At 64.6% G+C, this 18,841-nt stretch carries 16 protein-coding genes; 11 read left to right on the top strand and 5 right to left on the bottom strand.

What is annotated here, in order from left to right; all coding sequences use genetic code 11:
• The first annotated feature begins 132 nt into the window (after nucleotides 1-132).
• From aceE to HV798_RS27800, 5 genes are all read left to right on the top strand, one after another.
• Complete coding sequence (gene aceE / locus HV798_RS27820; protein ID WP_175193829.1) at nucleotides 133-2,841, top strand: pyruvate dehydrogenase (acetyl-transferring), homodimeric type; 2,709 nt, start codon at nucleotides 133-135, stop codon at nucleotides 2,839-2,841.
• Nucleotides 2,842-2,853: 12 nt separating this feature from the next.
• On the top strand, nucleotides 2,854-4,533 hold the full coding sequence (gene aceF, locus HV798_RS27815; protein ID WP_175193828.1) for a dihydrolipoyllysine-residue acetyltransferase: 1,680 nt from the start codon (nucleotides 2,854-2,856) through the stop codon (nucleotides 4,531-4,533).
• A gap of 12 nt (nucleotides 4,534-4,545) precedes the next feature.
• Entirely contained in the window at nucleotides 4,546-6,327 is a 1,782-nt protein-coding gene (gene lpdA / locus HV798_RS27810) for a dihydrolipoyl dehydrogenase (protein WP_175193827.1), read from the top strand.
• Nucleotides 6,328-6,512: 185 nt separating this feature from the next.
• Nucleotides 6,513-7,286 carry an SDR family oxidoreductase gene (locus HV798_RS27805; RefSeq protein WP_175193826.1) on the top strand — a complete coding sequence of 258 codons (774 nt, stop codon included), beginning with the start codon at nucleotides 6,513-6,515 and terminating at the stop codon, nucleotides 7,284-7,286.
• 82 nt (nucleotides 7,287-7,368) lie between these two features.
• On the top strand, nucleotides 7,369-8,265 hold the full coding sequence (locus HV798_RS27800; protein WP_175193825.1) for a LysR family transcriptional regulator: 897 nt from the start codon (nucleotides 7,369-7,371) through the stop codon (nucleotides 8,263-8,265).
• 108 nt (nucleotides 8,266-8,373) lie between these two features.
• On the opposite strand, the gene HV798_RS27795 is transcribed toward HV798_RS27800, so the two are convergent.
• From HV798_RS27795 to HV798_RS27775, 5 genes are all read right to left on the bottom strand, one after another.
• Nucleotides 8,374-8,568, bottom strand: coding sequence for a putative motility protein (locus HV798_RS27795; RefSeq protein ID WP_025138917.1), 195 nt, complete (start codon nucleotides 8,566-8,568; stop codon nucleotides 8,374-8,376).
• A gap of 111 nt (nucleotides 8,569-8,679) precedes the next feature.
• Nucleotides 8,680-9,555, bottom strand: a complete 876-nt coding sequence (locus HV798_RS27790; protein ID WP_175193824.1) for a hypothetical protein — start codon at nucleotides 9,553-9,555, stop codon at nucleotides 8,680-8,682.
• A 275-nt stretch (nucleotides 9,556-9,830) separates the two neighbouring features.
• A complete protein-coding gene (locus HV798_RS27785; protein ID WP_175193823.1) occupies nucleotides 9,831-11,504 on the bottom strand; it encodes a flagellin N-terminal helical domain-containing protein in 1,674 nt (557 codons plus the stop codon).
• Between the two features lie 227 nt (nucleotides 11,505-11,731).
• Entirely contained in the window at nucleotides 11,732-13,330 is a 1,599-nt protein-coding gene (locus HV798_RS27780) for a class I SAM-dependent methyltransferase (RefSeq protein WP_175193822.1), read from the bottom strand.
• Nucleotides 13,331-13,500: 170 nt separating this feature from the next.
• Entirely contained in the window at nucleotides 13,501-14,256 is a 756-nt protein-coding gene (locus tag HV798_RS27775) for an RNA polymerase sigma factor FliA (RefSeq protein ID WP_025138913.1), read from the bottom strand.
• A 430-nt stretch (nucleotides 14,257-14,686) separates the two neighbouring features.
• Between HV798_RS27775 and flhD the strand changes: the two genes are divergently transcribed.
• The 6 genes from flhD to HV798_RS27745 all read left to right on the top strand — a co-directional run.
• Nucleotides 14,687-15,010 (top strand): flagellar transcriptional regulator FlhD, encoded by a 324-nt coding sequence (gene flhD, locus HV798_RS27770; protein WP_006219025.1) that lies wholly within the window; start codon nucleotides 14,687-14,689, stop codon nucleotides 15,008-15,010.
• 30 nt (nucleotides 15,011-15,040) lie between these two features.
• Entirely contained in the window at nucleotides 15,041-15,622 is a 582-nt protein-coding gene (gene flhC / locus HV798_RS27765) for a flagellar transcriptional regulator FlhC (RefSeq protein ID WP_025138912.1), read from the top strand.
• Between the two features lie 117 nt (nucleotides 15,623-15,739).
• Complete coding sequence (motA, locus tag HV798_RS27760) at nucleotides 15,740-16,609, top strand: flagellar motor stator protein MotA (RefSeq protein ID WP_025138911.1); 870 nt, start codon at nucleotides 15,740-15,742, stop codon at nucleotides 16,607-16,609.
• A gap of 11 nt (nucleotides 16,610-16,620) precedes the next feature.
• Entirely contained in the window at nucleotides 16,621-17,610 is a 990-nt protein-coding gene (gene motB / locus HV798_RS27755; RefSeq protein ID WP_175193821.1) for a flagellar motor protein MotB, read from the top strand.
• Nucleotides 17,611-17,612: 2 nt separating this feature from the next.
• Nucleotides 17,613-17,993 carry a response regulator gene (locus HV798_RS27750; RefSeq protein ID WP_175193820.1) on the top strand — a complete coding sequence of 127 codons (381 nt, stop codon included), beginning with the start codon at nucleotides 17,613-17,615 and terminating at the stop codon, nucleotides 17,991-17,993.
• 29 nt (nucleotides 17,994-18,022) lie between these two features.
• Nucleotides 18,023-18,841: Hpt domain-containing protein (locus HV798_RS27745; RefSeq protein WP_175216603.1), on the top strand; the 819-nt coding region annotated here is incomplete at its 3' end.

Raw genomic sequence — 18,841 nt, 5'->3', positions numbered from 1 at the left:
GCCGGTCTCTAGCACAACACCCCGACCCATGCATGGCAGGGTAGCCCGGTTGATCCCAGCTACCATGGCGTGTCCGCGAGTAGATCAAATAAGCGGGTGTGGTCACGAACGAACCCCAACAGGAGACACACGATGTCCTCTTTCGCCCAGGCTGGCGCCGTGCAGGCTGCCAACGACGAAGACACCCTTGAAACCCAGGAGTGGCTCGAAGCCCTGGCGGCAGTCCTTGATCGCGAAGGACCGCAGCGCGCACATTACCTGCTGGAACGCCTGATCGACGAAGCCCGTCGTTCCGGCGCCCACATCCCGTTCTCGCCGAATACCGCTTACGTCAACACGATTCCCCCGGGCCTGGAGCCCGCGCATCCGGGCAACCTGGAACTGGAATCGCGCATCCGCTCGTACGTGCGCTGGAACGCCATGGCCATGGTGGTCAAGGCCAACAAGCACAACCCGCCGGACGGCGGCGACCTGGGCGGCCACATCGCGTCGTTCGCCTCGCTGGCCACCATGATCGGCTGCGGCCAGAATCACTTCTGGCACGCCGAAGACGAAGGCCACGGCGGCGACCTGGTCTACTTCCAGGGCCACACCTCGCCCGGCATGTACGGCCGCGCCTACCTCGAAGGCCGCCTGACCGAAGAACAGCTGAACCACTTCCGCCAGGAAGTGGACGGCAAGGGCCTGTCGTCGTACCCGCATCCGAAGCTGATGCCCGACTTCTGGCAGTTCCCCACGGTGTCGATGGGCCTGGGCCCGCTGATGGCCATCTACCAGGCCCGTTTCCTGAAGTACCTGCACGCCCGCGGGATCGCCGACACCAGCAACCGCAAGGTCTGGGTGTTCTGCGGCGACGGCGAAATGGACGAACCCGAGTCGCTGGGCGCCATCGCCCTGGCGGCCCGCGAAAAGCTCGACAACCTGATCTTCGTCGTCAACTGCAACCTGCAGCGCCTGGACGGCCCGGTGCGCGGCAACGGCAAGATCATCCAGGAACTCGAAGGCGACTTCCGCGGTTCGGGCTGGAACGTCATCAAGCTGATCTGGGGCGGCTACTGGGACCCGCTGCTGGCGCACGACAAGGAAGGCATCCTGCGCAAGATCATGGAAGAAACCGTCGACGGCGAGTACCAGGCGTACAAGGCCAACGACGGCAAGTTCGTGCGCGAGCACTTCTTCGGCAAGCACCCCAAGCTGCTTGAAGCCGTGTCGCGCATGAGCGACGAAGACATCTGGCGCCTGAACCGCGGCGGCCACGATCCCCACAAGGTCTACGCCGCGTTCGACGCCGCGACCAGCCACACCGGCCAGCCGACCGTCATCCTGGCCAAGACCATCAAGGGCTACGGCATGGGCCACGTGGGCCAGGCCAAGAACCCGACCCACCAGCAAAAGAAGCTGGAACTGGACTCGATCCGCGAATTCCGCGACCGCTTCGGCATCCCCATCCCGGACGACCAGCTGGCCGACCTGCCGTACTTCAAGCCGGCCGAAGATTCGCCCGAAATGAAGTACCTGCACGAGCGCCGCGCCGCGCTGGGCGGCTACCTGCCGCGCCGCCGCGCCAAGGCCGACGAGCAACTGAAGGCGCCTGCCCTGGAAGCCTTCAAGGCCGTGCTGGAACCCACCGCCGAAGGCCGTGAGATCTCCACCACCCAGGCTTTCGTGCGCATCCTGAACCAGGTGCTGCGCGACAAGGAACTGGGTCCGCGCGTCGTGCCGATCCTGGCCGACGAATCGCGTACCTTCGGCATGGAAGGCCTGTTCCGCCAGATCGGCATCTACGCGCCGGAAGGCCAGAAGTACACCCCGGTCGACAAGGACCAGGTCATGTACTACAAGGAAGCGGCCGACGGCCAGCTCCTGCAGGAAGGCATCAACGAAGCGGGCGCGATGAGCTCGTGGATTGCGGCGGCCACGTCGTACTCCTCGAACAACCGCATCATGATCCCGTTCTTCATCTACTACTCGATGTTCGGGTTCCAGCGCATCGGCGACCTGGCCTGGGCTGCCGGCGACATGCAGGCGCGCGGCTTCCTCCTGGGCGGCACCGCGGGCCGCACCACGCTGAACGGCGAAGGCTTGCAGCACGAAGACGGCCACAGCCATATCCTGGCCTCGACCATCCCCAACTGCGTCTCGTACGACCCGACGTTCGGCCATGAACTGGCCGTCATCATCCAGCATGGCCTGAAGCGCATGGTGGAAGACCAGGAAAACGTCTACTACTACCTGACGGTGATGAACGAAAACTACCCGCAGCCCGGTCTGACCCAGGGCGACGAGGAAGGCATCATCAAGGGCATGTACAAGCTCAAGTCGCACGGCAAGGGCAAGAACCGCGTGCAACTGATGGGTTCGGGCACGATCCTGCGCGAAGTCATGGCCGCGCAAGAGCTGCTGGAAGCCGATTGGGGCGTGGCATCCGACCTCTGGAGCGTCACCAGCTTCACCGAGCTGCGCCGCAACGGCCTGGACGCCGAGCGCCACAACATGCTGCACCCCGACGAGAAGAAGCCCCAGGTGGCCTACGTCACCGAGCAGCTGGCCAAGACGGAAGGCCCGATCATCGCGTCGACCGACTACATGAAGCTGTTCGCCGACCAGATCCGCCCGTTCGTGCCCAAGGGCCGCGAATACAAGGTGCTGGGCACCGACGGTTTCGGCCGCTCGGATTTCCGTGCCAAGCTGCGTGAGCACTTCGAAGTGGATCGCCACTTCGTCGTGGTCGCCGCGCTGCGCGCGCTGGCCGACGAAGGCAAGGTGCCGGTTGCCAAGGTGGCCGAAGCCATCAAGAAGTACGGCATCAATCCGAACAAAGCCAACCCGCAATACGCCTGAGGGTAAAGAGACATGAGCAACGTCGTGCAAATCAAGGTTCCCGACATCGGCGACTTCAAGGAAGTGGAAGTCATTGAAGTGCTGGTGGCGGTGGGCGACACGATCAAGGCCGAGCAGAGCCTGATTACCGTCGAATCCGACAAGGCTTCGATGGAAATCCCCGCCTCGCAGGGCGGGGTGGTGAAGTCGATCACTGTCAAGGTCGGCGACAAGGTCGCCGAAGGCGCCGTAGTGCTCGAAGTGGAAGCGGCAGACGCCGCCGCACCGGCCGCCAAGGAAGAAGCCCCCAAGGCCGAAGCCAAGGAAGCGCCCAAGCAGGCTGCCGCCGCCGCGCCCGTCGCCAAGGCGGAAGCGGCTGCGCCGGCCGCCGCCAGCGGCCCGATCGAGATCGAAGTGCCGGACATCGGCGACTTCAAGGAAGTGGAAGTCATCGAAGTCATGGTCGCCGTCGGCGACACCATCAAGGCCGAGCAAAGCCTCATCACCGTCGAGTCCGACAAAGCCTCGATGGAAATCCCCGCCTCGCAAGGCGGCGTGGTCAAGGAAGTGAAGGTCAAGGTCGGCGACAAGGTCGCCAAGGGCTCGATCGTGGTCGTGGTGGAAGGCAGCGCGCCTGCCGCCGCGCCGGCCGCTGCCGCTGCCACCGCTTCTGCTACCAAGACCGAAGCCGCCGCCGCGCCGAAGGCCGAAGCCAAGTCGGAAGCCGCCCCGGCCGCGCCCGCCTCGCGCCCGGCCCCGGCCGCCGCGCTGGAAGACGCCAACCTCAAGCCCGGCCAACTGCCGCACGCATCGCCGTCGGTGCGCAAGTTCGCCCGTGAACTGGGGGTGAACCTCAGCAAGGTCAAGGGTTCCGGTCCCAAAGACCGCATCACCGCCGAGGACGTGCGCGCCTTCGTCAAGCAGGCCCTGTCGTCTTCGGCCGCGCCTGCTGCCGCCGGCGGTTCGGCCGACGGCGCCGCGCTGGGTCTGTTGCCGTGGCCCAAGGTCGACTTCACCAAGTTCGGTCCGGTCGAAGCCAAGCCCTTGTCGCGCATCAAGAAGATTTCCGGTGCGAACCTGCACCGCAACTGGGTCATGATCCCGCACGTCACCAACAACGACGAAGCGGACATCACCGACCTGGAAGCGCTGCGCGTCACGCTGAACAAGGAAAACGAGAAGTCGGGCATCAAGGTCACGATGCTGGCTTTCCTGATCAAGGCCGTGGTTGCGGCCCTGAAGAAGTTCCCCGAGTTCAACGCCTCGCTGGATGGCGACAATCTGGTGCTCAAGCAGTACTACCACATCGGTTTCGCCGCCGATACGCCCAACGGGCTGGTGGTGCCGGTGATCCGCGATGCCGACAAGAAGGGCATTTTGCAGATCGCCCAGGAAATGACCGACCTGTCCAAGAAGGCGCGCGACGGCAAGATCTCGCCCGCCGACATGCAGGGCGGCTGCTTCTCGATCTCGTCGCTGGGCGGCATCGGCGGCACCTCGTTCACGCCGATCATCAACGCGCCCGAAGTGGCCATCCTGGGCGTGTCGCGTTCGTCGCACAAGCCCGTCTGGGACGGCAAGCAGTTCGTGCCGCGCCTGATCGTGCCGCTGTCGCTGTCCTATGACCACCGCGTCATCGACGGCGCCGCCGCTGCCCGCTTCAACGCCTATCTGGGCGCCTTGCTGGCCGACTTCCGCCGCATCGCGCTGTAAACGGGGAGCCCTATGAGCAATACCGTTCAAATCAAAGTGCCGGACATCGGTGACTTCAAGGAAGTCGAAGTCATCGAAGTGCTGGTCGCCGTGGGCGATACGATCAAGGCCGAGCAAAGCCTGATCACCGTCGAATCCGACAAGGCCTCGATGGAAATCCCGGCCTCGCAGGGTGGCGTGGTCAAGTCGATCGCCGTGAAGGTGGGCGACAAGGTCGCCGAGGGCGCCGTGGTGCTCGAGGTCGAAGCCTCGGACGCCGCCGCCGCGCCGGCTGCCAAGGCCGACGCGCCCAAGGCAGAAGCCCCGAAGGCCGACGCGAAAGCCGAGGCCCCCAAGGCTGCCGCAGCGGCTCCCGCTGCCGCCAGCTTCAAGGGTTCGGCCGATTCCGAATGCGACGTGCTGGTGCTGGGCGCCGGCCCCGGCGGCTATTCGGCCGCCTTCCGCGCCGCCGACCTGGGCCTGTCCGTGGTGCTGGTCGAGCGCTATTCGACGCTGGGCGGCGTGTGCCTGAACGTGGGCTGCATTCCGTCCAAGGCACTGCTGCATAACGCCGCCATCATCGACGAAGCGCGCGAGCTGGCGGCCCACGGCATCAGCTTCGGCGAGCCCAAGATCGACCTGGACAAGCTGCGCGGCTACAAGGACAGCGTGGTCGCCAAGCTGACCGGCGGCCTGGCCGGCATGGCCAAGGCCCGCAAGGTCACCGTGGTGACGGGCGTGGGCGAGTTCGCCGACGCCAACCACCTGGCGGTCAAGGGCGCCGACGGCAAGTCGCAGACCATCCGCTTCAAGCAGGCCATCATCGCCGCCGGCAGCCAGTCGGTGAAGCTGCCGTTCCTGCCCGCCGACGAGCGCATCGTCGATTCCACCGGCGCCTTGCTGCTGCGTGAAATCCCCAAGAAGATGCTGATCATCGGCGGCGGCATCATCGGTCTGGAAATGGGCACGGTGTATTCCACGCTGGGCGCGCGCCTGGACGTCGTGGAAATGCTGGACGGCCTGATGCAGGGCGCCGACCGCGACCTGGTCAAGGTCTGGCAGAAAAAGAACGTCGGCCGTTTCGACAACATCATGCTCAAGACCAAGACGGTCGGCGCAGAGGCCAAGAAAGACGGCATCTACGTCACCTTCGAAGGCGAGGGCGCGCCGAAAGAGCCGCAGCGCTACGACCTGGTGCTGCAGGCCGTGGGCCGCAGCCCCAACGGCAAGAAGATCGGCGCCGACAAGGCAGGCATCGTGGTGACCGACCGCGGCTTCATCGAAGTCGATCGCCAGATGCGCACCAACGTGCCGCACATCTTCGCCATCGGCGACATCGTCGGCCAGCCCATGCTGGCGCACAAGGCCGTGCATGAAGGCCACGTGGCGGCCGAAGCCGCCGCCGGCCAGAAGTCGTTCTTCGACGCCCGCGTGATTCCGTCGGTGGCCTACACCGATCCGGAAGTGGCGTGGGTCGGCCTGACCGAAGACGAAGCCAAGAAGCAGGGCATCAAGGTCGAGAAGGGCGTGTTCCCGTGGGCCGCCTCGGGCCGCGCCATCGCCAACGGCCGCGACGAAGGCTTCACCAAGCTGCTGTTCGACGCCGAGTCGCATCGCATCCTGGGCGGCGGCATCGTGGGTACCCACGCCGGCGACCTGATCAGCGAAGTGGCGCTGGCCGTGGAAATGGGCGCCGACGTCATCGACATCGCCAAGACCATCCACCCGCATCCGACGCTGGGTGAATCGGTGGGCATGGCGGCCGAAGTGGCCGAAGGCGTCTGCACCGACCTGCCACCCATGAAAAAGAAGTAAGCCGCGGCGTGTGCCGGACGTCGGTCCGGCCTGGCCAAGGCCGCGCAGCCCGATGGGGGTCTTCCCCCGTCGGGCTGTTTTCATTGGGACGTTTTTCTGGATAATCCATCCCGCTCCAGCGGGCTGATTCTGACGTAGCGGCTGCCTAGAATCGAATCTCCCCTTACCGATGCAGGAGAGTTTCCATGGCAGACCATTCCATCAAAGGCAAAGTCGCGCTGATCGCCGGCGGCGCCAAGAACCTGGGCGGTCTGATCGCCCGCGACCTGGCTACGCAAGGCGCCCGCGCCGTCGTCATCCACTACAACAGCGCCGCATCCAAGCCGGACGCCGACGCCACGGTGGCCGCCATCGAGGCCGCCGGGGCCAAGGCGGTGGCGTTGCAGGCCGACCTGAGCACGGCGGGCGCCGTCGAAAAGCTGTTTGCCGATGCCGTGGCCGTGGTGGGCCGCCCCGACATCGCCATCAACACGGTCGGCAAGGTGCTCAAGAAGCCGCTGGCCGAGATCAGCGAGGCCGAGTACGACGAGATGGCCGCCGTCAACGCCAAGTCGGCGTTCTTCTTCCTGAAAGAGGCGGGCCGGCATGTGAATGACAACGGCAAGGTCTGCACCCTGGTGACATCCCTGCTGGGCGCCTTCACGCCGTTCTACGCGGCCTATGCCGGCAGCAAGGCGCCGGTCGAGCACTACACCCGCGCCGCGGCCAAGGAGTTCGGCGCCCGCGGCATCTCGGTGACGGCGGTGGGCCCGGGCCCGATGGACACGCCGTTCTTCTATCCGGCAGAAGGCGCCGATGCGGTCGCGTATCACAAGACCGCGGCCGCGCTGTCGCCATTTTCCAAGACCGGTCTGACCGACATCGAAGACGTGGTGCCGTTCATCCGCCACCTGGTCAGCGACGGCTGGTGGATCACGGGGCAGACCATCCTGATCAACGGCGGCTACACCACCAAGTAAGCGGCGGGGGCAGCGGGCCGGCAGACGGACCGGCTATGCTGGGCCCGGCGGCGCCGTGCCGCCGGAACACGCCGGAACGGGTATGGACAGATTCGAACAGTACCGCGTCTTCGCGCAGGTGGCGGAGATGGGCAGTTTCATCAAGGCCGCCAATGCGCTGGAACTGGCGCGCGCCTCCGTATCGGCGGCCATCCAGCAATTGGAAACCCAGGTGGGCGTGCGGCTGCTGCACCGGACCACGCGCCAGGTGCGCCTGACCGCCGACGGCGCCCAGTTGCTGGAACGCCTGCGACCGCTGCTGGCCGAGGTGGAAGAGATCGACCACCTGTTCCAGCAGAGCGCGCGCCAGGTGGCCGGACGCCTGAATGTGGACGTGCCCAGCCGCATCGCCCGGCGACTGGTGGCCCCGGCGCTGCCGGGGCTGCTGCGCCGCCATCCCCGCTTGCAGTTGGCGCTGGGGTCCAGTGACCGCGCCATCGACCTGATCCAGGAAGGCGTCGACTGCGCGGTGCGCATCGGCGCGCTGCACGACAGCAGCCTGGTGTCGCGGCCGCTGGGCCGCATTGCCCTGGTCAATTGCGCCAGCCCGGCTTACTTGCGCGAACAGGGCGTGCCGCTCACGCCCGAGGACCTGGCGCAGGGACACTGGATGGTGGGCTATGCGTCGCCCACGACGGGCCGCGAACTGCCTTGGGAAATCGCGGCCGGGCAGGCCGTCGCACTGCCCAGCCGGGTGGTGGTGAACAACGCCGAAAGCTATATCGCCTGCTGCCTGGCGGGCCTGGGGCTGATCCAGATCCCGCGCTTCGACGTGCAGCACCTGCTGGACGCGGGGGAATTGGTCGACGTCATGCCGGCCCACCGCGCCGCGGCCATGCCGGTGACGCTGCTGTATCCGCACCGGCGGCAGCGCTCACGCCGCTTGGCGGTATTTCTGGAATGGTTCGAGGAACTGATGCGCAAGCACCTGGACGCCTGAGGGCGGACGGAATGCAGGGCAGAAAAGCCTGCGAGGCAGGCTGTAGGAAGGCGAGCTGCGCCTGTCGAGCGCGTGGGCGTCGCCGCGTGGCGGCGAGCGCGGCGGGTATTACGCCTGGGTGTTGATGCGCGTGCCCAGCGTGCCGTCGATGGCGACCACCGGCAGCGATTGCATCAGCGTGGCGACGGTGTCGGCCTGCGCGTTGATGGCTTTCTTGGTGACGCGCGCCTGGATTTCCGCCATCAGTTGCGCGTCGCGCATGGCCAGGCCGGTGTTGACGGTGTTGTTGACGGAAAGATCCATGGCGGGGTGTCCTGGTGGCAAGCATGCCGGGCGGGGGCCGGCAAGGGTGAGTCGATTATCGCCTGCTTCGTGCGGGCGGGGCAACGTTTTACCGCACGCCGTCAGGCGGTTTCATTGCTGGATCGGGCATTCCTTGATCGCGCCCCAGCCCTGGTTCGCGCCGCAGAACTGCTTGCGTGCGGCCCAGGCGCAATCCGGCCGCTCGAAAAAGCCCAGCGTGGCGCAGCGCGCCAGTTCCGCCTTCAGGTTGTCGACCCAGGCGTGGGGGTTCTCGGCGGGAATCTCGGTGATGCGCAGTGTCGATTTCGGGGCCGTGGCGGCGGCGGGCGCCGCAGCCGGTTCGCGTGGGGTGGCGGCGGGGGCGTCCGCCGCGGGCGTGTCCGTCGTCGCCGGGGCTTCGGTATCTCTCGTATCGGTGGGGGCCGAGGTGGGCGGGGCGGCGGCGGGCTCGGTCGGGGTTTCCGTTGGGGTTTCCGTCTTTAAGCGATCATCCACGGCACCGGCCACCGGCGCCGGTTCGCGGGTCTCTGCCGGATCGGACGGTTTGGGCGCAGCGTCCGCGCCGGGCGCAGGGGGCGATTGCAGCGGCACCCGCACGGGGCCGGCCGCGTTCACGCCGGAGCGCGCGGCGTTGGGCGTGCTCCAGGACACCACCAGCAGCACCAGGGCGCCGTAGATCGCCAGCGTGTACAGAACCGTCAATGTGGCGTAACCCACCCGTTTGCCCGTCATGGGCTCGGCATCTTCCCGGCCCAGCAGGCTGCGCCAGCCGACCAGGGCGGCGCCCGGGGCGCTGATCAGCCACCAGGCCAGGCGCTTGGCCAGGCTGGGGCGTGGCAGTGAGGCCTGCACTTGCGCCGCCAGCAGCTCGCGCAGCGCGCGGTTTTCTTCGCGCAACTGCTGAGTCTGCGCATCCTCCGGCTCCGCGTCGCGGGGATCCGTCGTGTCGTGCTGCGTAGCGAGTGGATCGGGAGGCGTGGCGGTCATGTTGCGAAAGATATGGATACAAAAGGCGTGCGACGGCAATTATGCGGGAAGTGCCAAGGCAGGCAAATCACGAATAGCTGGGAAAAAGGGGGGCTTGGCGTTGATTCGCCGGGAGGAGGCGGGCGCGCTGGCGAAACGCCGCGACGGTCTCGCGCAAAAAAACAAGCCGGCTTGCGCCGGCTTGGGTTGCGACCAGGTGCGAAGGACCTGGTGCGAAGGTGGGTGGAGCAGGCCTTGCGGCCTGTCCGACCCGACCGTCGGACGTTGCGGCGTGATTAACGCAGCAGCGACAGAACGGTTTGCGGCACTTGGTTGGCTTGCGCCAGAACCGAGGTACCAGCCTGTTGCAGGATCTGAGCCTTCGACATGTTCGACACTTCCGTGGCGTAGTCCGCGTCTTGAATGCGCGAGCGGGCCGACGACAGGTTGTTCACGATGTTGTTCAGGTTGGCAACGGTCGATTCCAGGCGGTTTTGCACGGCGCCCAGTTCGCCGGTCAGCTTGTCCAGCTTCGTGAAGGCAGCGTCCAGCGTCTTCAGCGGATCGACAGTCTTGTCGCCCTTGCTGGTCGTTTCGGTCGTCAGCTTGCCACCGCTGCTCACGTAGGCGGTCGAACCGACCTTCGCAGCGTAGTCGCCCGTGCCCGTGCCGCTCTTGACCGTAGCCTTGCCCGTGTTGGGGTCAACGGTGTAGGTCGTGGTGAACGTGCCGCCAGCGATCTTGGTGAACTTGCCAGCGTCGTCAACGTACGTGTCGGTCGAAGCGCCGGTGGTGAACGCCAGCGTGGCGCTGGTGATGCCTTGGCCCAGGACCACGGTGCTGCCAGCAGCGCCGGCCTTGAACTCGGCCAGGACAGCGTCCTTGCTCTTGGTGTCGGTGAACGTCAGGGTACCGGCGGTGCCGCTGCTGTTGTAGGTCTTGCCACCGATCGACACGGAAGCATCGCCTGCGGCAGCGGCCTTGGCGGCTTGAGCCAGCACGCCCTTCAGGTCGGCGGCGGTAGCGGCGCCAGCGTTGTTGGTGGTCAGTTCGCCAGCGGCGGTCAGGAAGGCGTCCTTGCCGCCGATCGTGACCTTGCCCGTCGCGTCCACTTCAAACGTGGTCGAGGCGGCGCCCTTGTTGGCGTAGGTACCGGTGACGGTGCCCGAAGCCGGGGTCAGGCTGGTGGCCAGCGCGTCGGTGCCGGCGGTGCCGACAGCCTTGTTGGTGAACGTGAAGTTGCCGTTGGTGGCGTCGTACGTGTAGCTGTTGCCGGCTTGGACGTTGACTTGGTTGCCGGTTTCCAGCTTGGCGAAGGCTTGCTCAGCGGTCGCGGCGCCGAACTTCGTCGTCACGGTCCAGTCGTTGCCAGCAGCGGTGCCGCCAGCAGCTTGCAGGTCGGACACGGTGGCGGTGCGGTTGTTGGTCACGCCGGTGCCGTTCACGTTGAAGCCGTCCAGACCCAGCGTCTTGACGCTGATTTCCGACAGGTTCAGGGTGATCGTTTCGCCGTCGTTGGCGCCGACTTGCAGCGTCAGCGGCTTGGCGTTGCCCGACAGAACCTTCACGCCGTTGAAGTCGGTTTGTTCGGAGATGCGGTTGATGTCGTCCAAGCGTTGCTTGATTTCATCTTGCATCGAGTTCAACTGCTCTTGCGAGTAGTTGCCGTTACCGGCTTGCACCGACAGTTCGCGAACGCGCTGCAGGTGGGTGTTGATTTCGGAGGCGGCGCCTTCCGTCGTCTGGGCCAGCGAGATGCCGTCGTTGGCGTTGCGGGCGGCTTGGGTCAGACCCTTCACGTTGGCGGTGAAGCGGTTGGCAATGGCCATACCGGCGGCGTCATCCTTGGCGCTGTTGATGCGCAGGCCGGACGACAGACGCTCGATGGCGGTACCCAGGGCGGATTGGGACTTGTTCAGGTTGTTCTGAGCAACGAGCGACAAGTAGTTGGTATTGATAACTGCAGCCATGTTTAAGCTCCCAAGGAGAGAAAGGCTTCTTCAAACCGGGCAGCTGAGCCGCCCAACTGTAACGTGAAGAACTGACTTTGTTGCTTTCAAGTTCGTCCGTTGCCAGGATTACGGCATTGCCAAATCAATCTTTAGGGCTAATTCGCGAAAGTCGTACTTTTTTCCGTTTCCGCCGCCTTGTATATACAGATGCACTGGATATAAGGGGCGGAAACGGGAGCAAGGGGTTACATCAGAAGGCCGCCGACGCGCAGGGCGGCCAGGATGCGGACCAGCAAGGCTTGCGCCACCGGGTCGGCGTTGCGGGCTCCTTTGAGCGCCAGGCCGTCCGGATGGGGGAGATGACCAGACGTCAGGGCGTCGCGCAATCTGGTGCGTAGTTCCGCTTGGGTCAGGGAGCCGTCCAGCAGCACGGCGACATAGCGGGCGGCCGGATCTGCGCTGACGTTCACCATCTGGTGCCAGAGGTTGGAGTGCCCGACTTGCAAGGATTGCTGGCCGGCAGCCTCGATCAGTTCCCGGGCTGCGGGAATCAGCTTGGGTTTGGCGGGGCTGTCGGTGTAGCCGACGGATTCGCGGCGGTAACGTAGTGCGCCGCAGTTCAGCAGCGTGACCAGATGCAGAAGGGTAGTGTGTTCCAGCTCGTCGCCAGTGTGCGGCGATTTGGTGCCGGTGATCGTGCGGGCCTCGTCGAATGTGACGGGTGCCGGCCAGGCGTGCTGCAGCGCTTCGATCAGGGCGACCATGGAGGCGTCATGGGTGGCCAGGCCCACTCCGGACGGCGCGCGGAAGTGGCGGTGCCCGGGGTTGGCCTGGTCGCGCTCCGGCTCCGTGACCAGTTGCGCGGCAAAATGCATTGCGCCGAAATGATTGGCTTCCGGACGGTCCAGGATTTGCGGCGCGCGCTCGGCATGCACCAGCAAACTCTGGCGAAATTGCCGGCCAACCGCAAAATCCAGATATTGCTCGCGCATCGTCCGGTCGGCATCGGCGGACATGGACGAAAGCATCGCCGCAGTGGCTGTGCCGTAGTTGGAGGCGAAAGAGCCCTCTGGTTGGGCGTCGCTGACGTAAGCCAGACCGGCCTGCTGAATATTGGCGATGAATTCCAGGAAATAGCAGGGCGAGTTGATCGTTTCCAGGTATTCGTGAAACAGGTAGTGGTCCGGGTGCGGGCTGAGTTTGTTTGCCGCTTGCCGCAGGGCTTCACGCATGGGATTGCTCGGCGCAAGGCCGAATTCCATCAACTGCAGCATTTCCCTGGCTTTTTTCAGCTTTTCGGCGGGAGTGGTGGCCGCGAAGCTGTTCAACTGCATTGCATCGCGCAGCACGTCCGACGCCTTCCAGCCGGGGTAGGTGTTGTAACTGATGTAGGCAATGCCGTTCGGGGCGAGATTGTCGCGGCATACGCGCAGGATGGCGTCGCGCACGACAGGCGGGACCCAACTGAAGACGCCGTGGCAGATGATGTAGTCGAACTTGCCCAGGCTGTCGTCAATGTCCGTGATGCTCAGCGCGCGCAGGTCCAGGTTGCGCAGGCCCAGTTGTTGCACGATTTTCTGTCCCGCAGCAATCTGTTCCGGCGACAAGTCGATACCGACCACATCCGCGTCAGGATAGGCGGCGGCAAAGGGAATCAGGTTGCCCCCTGCCGCGCTGCCCAACTCCAGGACGCGCGCTTGCTCCAGCGGCGCGGAGTCCAGGCCGTACAGGTGAGCCACGGCTCGCAGGTGGCCCGGGGCGGTTTGTGCGAAAGCGTTGGACGTGTAGGGGGTTTCGTCGTAGGTATCGGAAATCGCCTGATTCAGCAGATCGGGTTCAGTCATCTCGTGGTCCATGTCTAGGCAATCGCATGCCTGGCTTCTTTTGCCGTGCGAAAGGGGTCAAGTGTAGGCAAACAGCCTACCAGCGGGCCCAGGGCCCGGAAGGCTTGAAAAGGGGCGGAAAGTGCCGGGGTTTTGGTGGGTTGCCGCGACGGCGCCAGCCAGGCCGCGCGCTAGATGATCTGCGCGATCTGCCCTTCCTGGGGCAAATCCTGCCAGGCCTGCTCGCGCAGCTTGGCGCGGATGCGGGCGGTGGCCTGCGAGCGCAGCTGGCAGACGCGGGCCTCGGTCACGTTCATGATCGCGCCGATTTCCTTCAGGTTCAGGCCCTGCTCGTAGCAGAGCGACAAGAGCAGCTTTTCGCGGTCGGGCAGGGTGTCGATGGCGTGGATGAGCGCCTGGCGGAAATCGCCCGCCAGGAGCGAATCCAGCGGATTGCCGCCGGCCGAGCCGTGGTTCAGCGTGGCGGTCCAGTCGGTCTGGCCCGAGGCGGCGTCGGGCTCGGTGGCGAAATCTTCGTAATGCACGATCTGCACGCCCTGGGCGTCGTGCAGCAGCGTCTGGTATTCGTTCAACGGCATATCCAGCTGCTGCGCGATCTCGGCCTCGGTGGGCGCACGCATCAGGCGCTGTTCCAGTTGCTGGATGGCCTGTTCGATCTTGCGGGCCTTGGCGCGCACGCTGCGCGGCAGCCAGTCCTGGCCGCGCAGCTCGTCGAGCATGGCGCCGCGGATGCGGGTGGTGGCGTAGGTTTCGAACTGCGCGTCGGCGGTTTCCTGGTAACGCCGCACGGCGTCCAGAAGGCCGATCATGCCGGCTTGGATCAGGTCGTCCAGTTCGACGCTGGCCGGCAGCCGGGCGAGCAATTGCAGGGCCAGCTTCCGCACTAGCGGGGCATATTCGACCAAGCTGTCATCTGCGTGGGGCATTGCGGGAATGTCAGGCGGTGTCCATCGTGACGCATCGTCGGTTGTTGTCAATTTGCGACATTGTCGACAAACGCGCGGCTACGCTAAAGCTAGCAAGATTCTGTGATCGGCAAGGTGTCATTGTCGGCAAAAGCCGTTATTTCATTCCTTAAAGTACGCAACGTTTTGAATGCTTATTTGGCAAATTGACGTAGATTTGTCAGGGATTTCTATGTCAAGGTGTATCGAAAGTCACGAGTTGCGCAATATCAACAAAGATTTGTCATATAAGTCATAGAAAATGACATGACCTGTGGTAAATTTTACTTAAATTGCGAACAAATGATACATTTCGCATTAAAACAGGATGCAGCGGGCAGGGCGCAACAATGTTGCGAATTGTCCTTGGTTATCAAGCCCCTTCGGTGGGATAGGGAATAGGGAGTCGGGCGTGCAACAAGTCGAAAATTCTTTGCTGGCAGATATTCGCGAAGTGAATCTGTCTTATCTATTGCTCGCACAGCGCATGCTGCGCGATGACTATGCTGCATCGATGTTCCGCTTGGGTTTCAGCAACGAAGTTGCCGATATCCTGATGCGTCTTTCTCCGGCTCAGCTGGTGAAGCTGGCCAGCTCCAGTTCGCTCCTGTGCCGTTTCCGTTTCGACGACTACAGCCTGCTGTCCGCACTGACGCACGATGTGCTGGGCGGCGCGCTGCAGCAAGCGCACGCGACGATCCTGCTGGCCAAGCAACCTGTTGAAGAACTGGCCTGACGGCCTGTCGACCCCACTGGGACACGTGTAATGGCCACCAAGAGCGTTTCGCAGGAAGCGGATGACATCCTGCTTGCCAGCTCCATGATCACTCTGGGGGCGCGGCTGCAGGTGCTCGAGGCTGAAACCAGCCTGAGCCACGACCGCCTGGCACGCCTGTACCGCGAAATACGCGGCTGCTCGCCACCGAAGGGCATGCTGCCGTTTTCGGTCGACTGGTTCATGACCTGGCTGCCGAACATCCATTCCTCGCTCTTCTATAACGTGTATTCGTTCCTGAATGCACGCACCAGCAGCAAAGGCATCCGCGCCATCATCGACGCGTATCGCCTGTACCTCGAAAACGCCGGCGTGGACAACGCCGAATCCGCCGAACCCGTGCTGAGCTTCACGCGTGCATGGATGCTGGTGCGCTTTTTCGACAGCGGCATGCTGCAGCTGTCCGCCTGCCGCCAGTGCGGCGGCCATTTCATTGCGCACGCCCATGATCCGCAGTCGGATTTCGTGTGCGCGATCTGCCGCCCGCCACCCCGGGCGGGCAAGACCCGCGCCGCGGCCAAAGCCCGCGCCGGCAGCCGTCCCGCACCCGCCGTGGACGCCGCCCGCTCCTGAGCGGCGTGTCCAAATACATCAAAAGCCCTGGAAAACTCCCCGTAACCCGCCTTTTTGGGTCGGGGGGAACAGGGGATCATTGACGCCGGTTTTAGACTTCGTTGGCAGGGGCCTGATGTGTTGATTGTTATCGGTTTTCTCGTGGTGATCGTGTCGGTCGTCGGCAGCTTCATAGCGCTGGGCGGCCACTTGGGCGCGCTTTACCAGCCGTTCGAACTCACGCTGATCTTTGGCGCCGCCTTCGGCGCCTTCCTGGCCAGCAACAGCAAGAAGTCCTTGATGCTGGTCAAGAGCGCGCTGCCCGACATGCTGAAAAGCTCGCGCTACGGCAAGGACGTCTACATGGAGCTGATGGCGCTCCTGTACGTGCTGCTGAACAAGGCGCGGCGCGAAGGCCTGATGGCCATCGAATCGCATATCGAGGATCCGGCGTCCAGCCCGATCTTCAGTGAATACCCTCGTATCGCCAAAGACGCCAAGCTCATGGAGTTCATCACGGACTACCTGCGCATCATGATCAGCGGCAACATGAGCTCGTTCGAAATCGAAACGCTCATGGACGAGGAAATCGAGACCTACCGCCACGAGCGCGAAGTGCCTGCCAATGCGCTCAAGCAGATGGCCGACGGCCTGCCGGCCTTCGGCATCGTGGCCGCGGTGCTGGGCGTGATCAAGGCGCTGGCCGCCGTGGACCAGCCGCCCGCCATCCTGGGCGACCTGATCTCCAAGGCCATGGTCGGCACCTTCCTGGGCATTTTGCTGGCGTACGGCTTTGTCGGCCCGATGGCCTCGCGCGTCGAACGCCGTTCGGACGAAGCCATGAAAGTGCTGGAATGCATCAAGACCACGCTGCTGGCCAGCATGAACGGCTACCCGCCGCAACTGGCGGTGGAATTCGGCCGCAAGGTGCTGTTCTCGTCCGTGCGTCCGACCTTCGGTGAGCTGGAAGAGCACGTCCGGCAGACCAAGTCGACCGCCAAGGCCTGACGGAGCGGGCCATGAGCACGGTAAACAACCACCGTGTGGTGATCCGCCGCAAGAAGGTCCACGGCGGCGGACACCACGGCGGCAGCTGGAAGATTGCCTACGCCGACTTCATCACCGCGATGATGGCGTTTTTCCTGGTGATGTGGCTGATCAGCATCGTGCCGCGCGAAGAACTGAAGGGCATCGCGGAATACTTCCGCATGCCGCTGCGCGTGGCGTTGACCGGCGGCCCCAGCAGTTCGGCCGAGACCAGCGCGGTGCCCGGCGGCGGGCGCGACCCTTTGCGCAACGACGGCGACGTGCGCCGTGCCCAGGGCAACCGGGTCGAGGCCCAGCCCATGGGCGACGCCGAGCGGCGCGACCAGCACCGCCTGGAAAACCTCAAGAAGCGCCTGGAAAACGTCATCGAGAACAGCCCGGTCCTGAAGAGTTTCCGGCCGCAGCTGCTGATCGACCTGACCACCGAAGGCCTGCGCATCCAGATCATCGACAACCAGAATCGCCCGATGTTCGCCACCGGCCGCGCCGAGGTGCAGCCCTATATGCGCGACATCCTGCGCGAATTGGGGCCGGTTCTGAACGAGCTGCCCAACAAGGTCAGCATCTCCGGTCACACGGACGCGTCACAGTACGCCCGGGGTGAGCGCGCCTACAGCAACTGGGAGCTCTCGGCCGACCGCGCCAACGCGTCGCGCCAGGAATTGGTGGCCGGCGGCATGAACGAAAGCAAGGTCATGCGCATCCAGGGTCTGTCTTCCAGCATGAGTCTGGTTAAAGATGATCCGTATGCGGCCGTTAATAGACGTATCAGCCTAGTGGTGCTCAACCAGAGCACCCAGCGGCGCATCGAAAACGAGAACGCCGCCGCAGCGGACGTGAGCGCCAAGGATGCCCGCGAGGTTGGAACGGCCGTGGAGGCGGCGCAAGCCGCCGCCCAGGCCACGACGGCAACCAAGCAGGGCGAAACGGCGGCAACGCCGCAAGCCGAAGGGGCTCGATAGCAATGGCGGCAACGATTCTGGTGGCGGACGACTCGGCGACGATGAGAATGATCGTGCAGGCGACGCTGACGGGCGCGGGGTGGAAAGTGCTGACGGCCGGCAACGGCCAGGAAGCGCTGGAGATGGCCAAGAGCCATCCGGTGGACCTGGTGGTCAGCGACTGGAACATGCCTGTGATGGGCGGCCTGGAGCTGATCCAGGGTTTGCGTGAGCAGGACCAGTACCTGGATGTGCCGGTGCTGGTGCTGACCACCGAAGACGATGTGGATAGCAAGATGGCCGCTCGGGATCTGGGCGTTTGTGGCTGGCTTTCCAAGCCGGTCGACCCCGATGTGCTGGTGGAATTGGCGTCCGAATTGCTCGACGAGCAGTCCGGCGCGTAAGCAAGTTCATTTATGAAGGCGTACGGGTCATGAGTTCTGGTTTGGACCTCAGTCAGTTTTACGAGACCTTTTTCGACGAGGCAGATGAGCTGCTCGCGCAAATGGAGCAGCTTCTGCTCGAGCTCGACGTGGGCGCGCCCGACATCGAGCAGCTCAATGCCATTTTCCGCGCGGCCCACTCGATCAAGGGCGGCGCGGCCACGTTCGGCTGCTTCACGCAGCTGGCGGGCACGACCCATCTGCTGGAAAACCTTCTGGACGCGATCCGTCGCGGCGAAATGGCGCTGCGCACGGACATGATTGATATTTTCTTGGAAACGAAAGACGTGCTCAAAAGCCAACTGGATGCCTACCGGGCCTCCGAAGAGCCCGATGAAGCCGTGTTTGAACGCATCTGCGCGGTCTTGAGGCAGCTCGCCCTGGAGCAAAAGGACCCCGCCGCCGCGGCGCCCGCTCCGGCCCCCGTTGCCGCGCCGGTTGCGGCCCCCGTTGTGGCGCCCGCACCCGCGCCGGTGCAGGCTGCGCCCGAACCGGTGGCTGAAGCCGCCCCGGCTGCGCCGGCCGCCGACAGCGCCGGCCTGCCGCTGCGCGTGCGCATCACCAAGGTGTCCGACAAGGACGCCGCGTCGTTGCTGGAAGAAATGGGCAACCTGGGCCAGGTCAAGGCCAGTGAGCGCGCCAACGGCGTGCTGACCGTGTGGGTGGACAGCACCTGCACGCCGGACGATATCGAAGCGGTGTGCTGCTTCATCGTCGACGCCGACCAGCTGAACATCGCCCGTGAAGCCGCGCCTGCTGCAGCGGCGCCGGCAGCGGCCGAGCCGGCCGCGGCCGCCCCGGTGGCGGCG

The sequence above is a fragment of the Achromobacter deleyi genome, assembly GCF_902859705.1.
Classification (GTDB): domain Bacteria; phylum Pseudomonadota; class Gammaproteobacteria; order Burkholderiales; family Burkholderiaceae_B; genus Achromobacter; species Achromobacter deleyi.
Note: the sequence above shows the minus strand (reverse complement) of the source record. Positions and strands in the feature narration are given on the sequence as shown.